General features: G+C 32.6%; 6 protein-coding genes. All 6 read left to right on the forward strand.

Going from position 1 to position 4,668, the window contains the following annotated elements; translation table 11 throughout:
• Window positions 1-1,771, forward strand: a 1,771-nt coding sequence (locus BLP50_RS13990) for an RHS repeat domain-containing protein (protein ID WP_278335217.1), incomplete at its 5' end; no start/stop codon positions are given.
• A gap of 17 nt (window positions 1,772-1,788) precedes the next feature.
• Window positions 1,789-2,532 carry a hypothetical protein gene (locus BLP50_RS13995; RefSeq protein ID WP_090155856.1) on the forward strand — a complete coding sequence of 248 codons (744 nt, stop codon included), beginning with the start codon at window positions 1,789-1,791 and terminating at the stop codon, window positions 2,530-2,532.
• 83 nt (window positions 2,533-2,615) lie between these two features.
• Window positions 2,616-3,365 (forward strand): hypothetical protein, encoded by a 750-nt coding sequence (locus tag BLP50_RS14000; RefSeq protein ID WP_176753795.1) that lies wholly within the window; start codon window positions 2,616-2,618, stop codon window positions 3,363-3,365.
• Window positions 3,366-3,410: 45 nt separating this feature from the next.
• Window positions 3,411-3,794, forward strand: coding sequence for a hypothetical protein (locus tag BLP50_RS14005; RefSeq protein WP_090155861.1), 384 nt, complete (start codon window positions 3,411-3,413; stop codon window positions 3,792-3,794).
• Window positions 3,795-3,876: 82 nt separating this feature from the next.
• On the forward strand, window positions 3,877-4,263 hold the full coding sequence (locus tag BLP50_RS14010; RefSeq protein WP_090155862.1) for a hypothetical protein: 387 nt from the start codon (window positions 3,877-3,879) through the stop codon (window positions 4,261-4,263).
• A 177-nt stretch (window positions 4,264-4,440) separates the two neighbouring features.
• Window positions 4,441-4,668, forward strand: a 228-nt coding sequence (locus tag BLP50_RS14480) for a hypothetical protein (RefSeq protein WP_207645751.1), incomplete at its 3' end; no start/stop codon positions are given.

A 4,668-nucleotide genomic window follows, 5' to 3' on the forward strand; every position in this document is an offset into this window, starting at 1 on the left:
CGGTATGCTTAAGTCTCTTGAAATGTACGATTCAAAGGGCCTAATGGATAGATATACTTATGGATATGATACTAGGGGTAATCGAACTACAGTAAATCGATTCAGAAGAGATTTAGAGAATGTTTCTGGCGAATATAATTATGGATATGATTTAGAAAATAGGCTTACAGAAGTAAGTCTTGATGGTGAGCTTATCCGTAAATACGAATACGATGCATTTGGAAACAGAAGAAGATTTATAGACAATAATGAAGTAACAACATATAGCTATGATAATCTAGATAGACTTCTTGAAACAGTAAATAGCTCAAAGACTATCTCCTATGAATATGATAGAAGAGGAAATAAGATAGCTGAATTTGAGAATGGAGTGTTAGAAAAGAGGTTTTCATTTGATGCCACAAATATGCTTTCCAAGGTTGAGGTTGGCGCAACAGTTGAGGCTACATATAGCTACAATGGTATGGGTAAGCGCGTGGCTGTAAGCAAGCCTGATGAGCAGATAGAGTTCCTGCTTGATTTAACAAAAGACTACCACAACATGCTAGAGCGGACTGTAAATGGCAAGACAGAATCCTACATTTATGATAGCAATGTGGTTTCAATGTCTAAATCAGGGGAAGACTATTTCTATATGTTAGATGAACTTGGAACTGGTATGTATCTAACAGGAACCGATGGTGCAGTTGTAGGTACATACGCATACGACGAGTTTGGAAGAAATCTAAATCCTTTGAAAGGTATTCATGAAAAGCCAACTTACAAAAAGCAAGGAAATATCATCCAACCACTAGCTTTTACTGGGTATCAGCATGATGAGATGACAGAGAGTTATTTTGCTCAGGCGAGATACTATGATGCTGAGGTGGGTAGGTTTGTTTCTAGGGATAAAGAGAGATTCATAGGAATTGAAATACCTGAGACAAATAACCTTTTTGAATACTGTTTTAACAGACCTATTGATAGAGTAGATTTATCAGGTAGGTATACAGTTTTGGAAGGCGCGGAAGCACATTTGCTTATGGAGACATACGCAATAAACTATACTGGATTAAATTGCGCAATAGAAGTTCCGATAGAAGGTGGGTCATTTCATGGACTAGGTAAATATGGCTATGCGGATATAGTTGTGTTTGAGGGTATGGTGGCAGAAATATATGAGATAAAGCCAGGAAGTTATGCACAAGGAGCGCCAAATCATGAGATAGGAATTGCACAGTTGGAAGGTTATGTTGAAGCATTTAATTATAATGAAAATAATCTGATAACGTACTCAATCGAAAAAGCCTATATGGGAAAAAGCTATGACGAATCATTTAATGGAGTAGCAATTCCTTCAGTTCTTAATCCTGGAGAATATGTTGTGTATAGAACTTATGGGGATGGCTTGATCATATATAATTATCAGAAGTCAATACCTGATGATTGTGTTTTATATGAACCAACACCAGAAGAAGTAAAGGCGGTAACAGGAAAAATGTTGCCAAGACTCGTAAATACAGTTAATCAAACAATGATTGAGTTTTTGAAAACATATTATTTTATTCAGTGGATTAGTTGTGGCTGTCCTACATCAGTTGAAGCAGATTGTGATAATACAACTCAGCAATCTCCAGATTTCGTGGAAACAGGATTAGCAGTATTGGGTATAGCAGGATCATTGCTATTGTTTGCAGATGATGTGTTTACGGGAGGAGCTGGAACATTAGATGATTCGGTTGCGGTACCTATGTTTGTCAATTCAATACAAACATTACAAAATGCATTTTAGGTAAAGGAGTATATCTTATGTCAATTAAATATAAAAAAATAATAGAAGAAATAATGGGAGAAGAAGCTAAGAAGAGAGGATTTTCTATTAAAAGTCATCCAAAGCTTATCGCTACTAAACCTTTAGGGATTCTTGAAAGGACAGTGGATGAACAAAGTCAATCATTATTTATAACAGAAGATTTAATTCATCAGGGTGATATATACATCATGTTTGAAGGAAAAAGGATGACATATCATTATGAGGATGAAGAAACATTTAGAATGGCCATTAGTCAGATAAATGAGTTTATGCTTAGAGAAGGCTACTCTAAGATGGATGAATGGTTGAAAAGACCATATTATAAACGAGAAGATATAATATTTGTTAGAAACAATTATGAAAAAGATTATGAAAAGTATATAGACGAGAACCCTAATACAATTATTAATGATGATCTTTTGCATATCTGTCAAATGGTAGAAAGTGTATACAATATAGAATGGACAGTGGCAAAAAAGCAACTACTTTTGGCTTCAGAAATACTAACAGGGTTAATGCTTGATAAAATTAAAGATACGTATATGGTTGAAGGTAAAACATCTAATTATTTTTTTATTGATAGAGAAGCTAATATAAAGCGTAAGGTACATGATACACCTATGGGAATTGTACTTAATGCTTATCGGCAAAAAAATGTAAATCGTTGGATTCTTGATGAAATTAAAGCTTACTTCTCAAAAGAGGAGATAGAAAATATAGGTATCTATAATGAAAAATAAACCCCATCCGTGGATTCATAAAGCGATAGCTTTTTGAATAATGCACTAACCCTGTCTCCAAGGATTAGTACCATCTGAAATGATTGGATTATAAGAAAAAAATGTATATGTTGAGCGAAGAGTATAAAAGGCAGATTATAGATGAATTGCTCGGGAAAGAAGCAAAAGATAAAGGATTTAAGCAGGAATATATCAGGAAAGGGTTGTCAAGTAATTATTTAGGTCTCTTTAAAAGGATAGTTTCTGGAAAATCACAAGGGTTTGATATATATGAAGATTTAATTCATGAAGGGAAAATTAGTCTGCTATGTATGGGAGATTCTATTAGTTATACATATGTTGATGAGTTTTCTTTTAAAGAGGTTATAAGTAAATTTGCTACTTATATGCGTGAGATTGGCTATAAGAAAATGGATGAATCTTTACAAATGAAAACTTTTGAAAAGGATGATATAGCTTTATTTGTAGATAGCTATATTAATTTTGCAGAAAAGTGTTTTGCGAAGAATAATATAGATTATTTGATAAAACCAAATGACTTATCTGTATTGTTAAAAAAGGAGTTGGAAGAACTTTTTGAAATAGAATTTGATAAAGCAAAAGAAATTCTCATGGAAATAGCTGGAACCATAGCTTATTATTCGCTGAAGAATAACGATAAGGTAACAATTGATAAAAAAGAGAATTGGTTGATTATTACTATACAAAAATATTCTCGTGATGGATATCCATTTTTTAAGGAGCATAACATTTTATATATAATATACAGATCTTACCAAATGAAAAATGCAGCAATTATAGAAAAAATAATTAATGATGTTATTGGAAAATAATAGAAGTGATGAATTTTGAATTCCAAATGAAGAAAAGTGTACAGAATGAAAAGGTTAAAATTAATAGTATTGATAATAGTATTGTTATTTGTTTTATATCAGAGTATATGCTTTATTTTTACTAAAAGTTGTATTTCAAGAGCTAAGAATCTGAAGGAAGGAATTGAAATCCTCGAAGATACGGATGATGTTTTATGGAATGCACAATATCATAAAGGTAGTAATGATTCGTCATCGGTAGAAGTTGTAATAATACCAAAGCTAACATTTTTATGGAAAAACGAAGGTAGAGGGTATATGTCGGTTATATATAAATATTACGATGATAGTGGGGAATTAATAAAGAAATCAGGACCAGAATCAGAAGTATTTTATTATATAAAGAAAGCCGGTAAGTGGGAACTATATAAAATCTATAGACCCGCATAAGACTTAGGGAGTACAGCGTTTTAATGAAAGAGTTTTTATATATTCAGATGTCGGATGTGTTTTTTATGTAAGAGGAGCAGTTTTGAAAAGAAAAGTTGTTTATACTTTTATCATTTTACTTATATTGTTTTTTCTATATGAATTATATTGCTATATATCCGTTAAACATTGCATTGATAGAGCTTATGAACTAAAAGAAGGTATTGAAAAAATAGATAACATAAATGACCCCTTATGGGGAGCACAATACGTTGTGGGAAGTCATGACTCTACATCGGTGGATGTGTTTATTGCTCCTAAACTATTGTTACTTGGGAAAAATACGGGTAAAGGTTATATGTTTGTTTTTTACAAATATTACGATGAAAATGGGGAATTAGTGGTAACATCAGGTCCGGAAGAGGAAATTTTTTATTTTATAAAAAATAGTGAAAAATGGGAGTTAGAAAAAGTTTATCGAAGACCATGAATGGTATAGAAGTATCGTAGGCCAAGCCTTTTATCTAACCTCTGTAAAAATTCATAATAGGTGATAAATAAGTTTAGCCATCTTTTTTAGGATGGATATGAGTGATATCAGTGCACTATTTTAAATGGACCACTAACCCCGTCCCCAGGGTTCATACGGGGAGATTAAAGGAGAATTATGATAAACGAGGTATTAATCGACACAGAAATTTATAAGGTAATAGTAAATGACTTGTCATTTTCGGCTATGGGCTGCATGTTTGACGCTGCCGAGGTATCTGAGCCGACATTGAATAAAAGCACAAGTATAATGGAATTATTAGAAGATAATTCTGAAGAGTTAAATCATTTGGTGAATAAACACAGAACACATTCTGGGTGTATTTTGCCGGAGTCGTTAGATAAA

The organism is Pseudobutyrivibrio sp. AR14, assembly GCF_900101325.1.
Classification (GTDB): domain Bacteria; phylum Bacillota; class Clostridia; order Lachnospirales; family Lachnospiraceae; genus Pseudobutyrivibrio.